The organism is Nonomuraea sp. NPDC050680 (genome assembly GCF_040654555.1).
GTDB lineage: Bacteria > Actinomycetota > Actinomycetes > Streptosporangiales > Streptosporangiaceae > Nonomuraea.
Genome location: NZ_JBFAIF010000057.1, coordinates 1 through 1341, shown reverse-complemented (window position 1 = coordinate 1341; position 1341 = coordinate 1). Strand labels below are relative to the sequence as shown.

At 66.1% G+C, this 1341-nt stretch carries 1 pseudogene; it reads left to right on the top strand.

The features are described from left to right. A pseudogene (locus AB0H88_RS52540) lies at nucleotides 1-1341 on the top strand (DNA-directed RNA polymerase subunit beta); the annotation flags it as partial.

Genomic DNA, 1341 nt, shown 5'->3' with positions numbered 1-1341 from the left:
GGCGCAGACCCTGCTGGAGAACCTGTACTTCAACCCCAAGCGCTACGACCTGGCCAAGGTCGGTCGTTACAAGATCAACAAGAAGCTCGGGGTCGGCAGTGAGATCCAGCAGGGGACGCTGACCGAAGAGGACGTCGTCGCCACGATCGAATACATCGTCCGGCTGCACGCCGGCGAGGAGTCGATGCCGGCCGCCGCCGAGGCGCCGATCGACACCGTGATCGTCGAGGTCGACGACATCGACCACTTCGGTAACCGCCGCCTGCGCAGCGTCGGCGAGCTCATCCAGAACCAGGTCCGCCTGGGCCTGGCCCGCATGGAGCGCGTCGTGCGCGAGCGGATGACGACCCAGGACGTCGAGGCGATCACGCCGCAGACCCTGATCAACATCCGCCCGGTCGTGGCCTCGATCAAGGAGTTCTTCGGCACCTCGCAGCTGTCGCAGTTCATGGACCAGACCAACCCGCTGGCCGGGCTGACGCACAAGAGGCGTCTGTCCGCGCTGGGTCCCGGTGGTCTGTCGCGTGAGCGGGCCGGCTTCGAGGTCCGTGACGTGCACCCGTCCCACTACGGCCGGATGTGCCCGATCGAGACCCCGGAAGGCCCGAACATCGGCCTGATCGGCTCGCTGGCCTCTTACGGCCGGATCAACGCCTTCGGTTTCGTCGAGACGCCTTACCGCAAGGTCGTCGACGGCAAGGTGACCGAGCAGATCGACTACCTCACCGCCGATGAGGAAGACCGTTTCGTCAAGGCGCAGGCCAACTCGCTCCTCAACCCCGACGGCACGTTCGCCGACTCGCGGGTCCTGGTCCGTACCAAGGGCGGCGAGACCGAACTGGCGCGGGCCGACGAGGTCGACTACATCGACGTGTCGCCGCGCCAGATGGTGTCGGTCGCCACGGCGATGATCCCGTTCCTGGAGCACGACGACGCCAACCGCGCGCTCATGGGCTCCAACATGCAGAGGCAGTCCGTGCCGCTGCTCAAGAGCGAGGCGCCGCTGGTCGGCACCGGCATGGAATACCGTGCCGCGACCGACGCGGGCGACGTCATCAGCGCCGAGAAGGCGGGTGTGGTCGAGGAGGTCTCGGCCGACTACGTCACCGTGATGAACGACGACGGCACCCGTACGACTTACCGTGTCGCCAAGTTCAAGCGCTCCAACCAGGGCACGAGCTTCAACCAGAAGCCGATCGTGGCCGAAGGCGACCGGGTCGAGGTCAACCAGGTCATCGCCGACGGTCCGTGCACCGACAGCGGTGAGATGGCCCTGGGCAAGAACCTGCTGGTGGCGTTCATGCCGTGGGAGGGTCACAACTACGAAGACGCGATCATCCT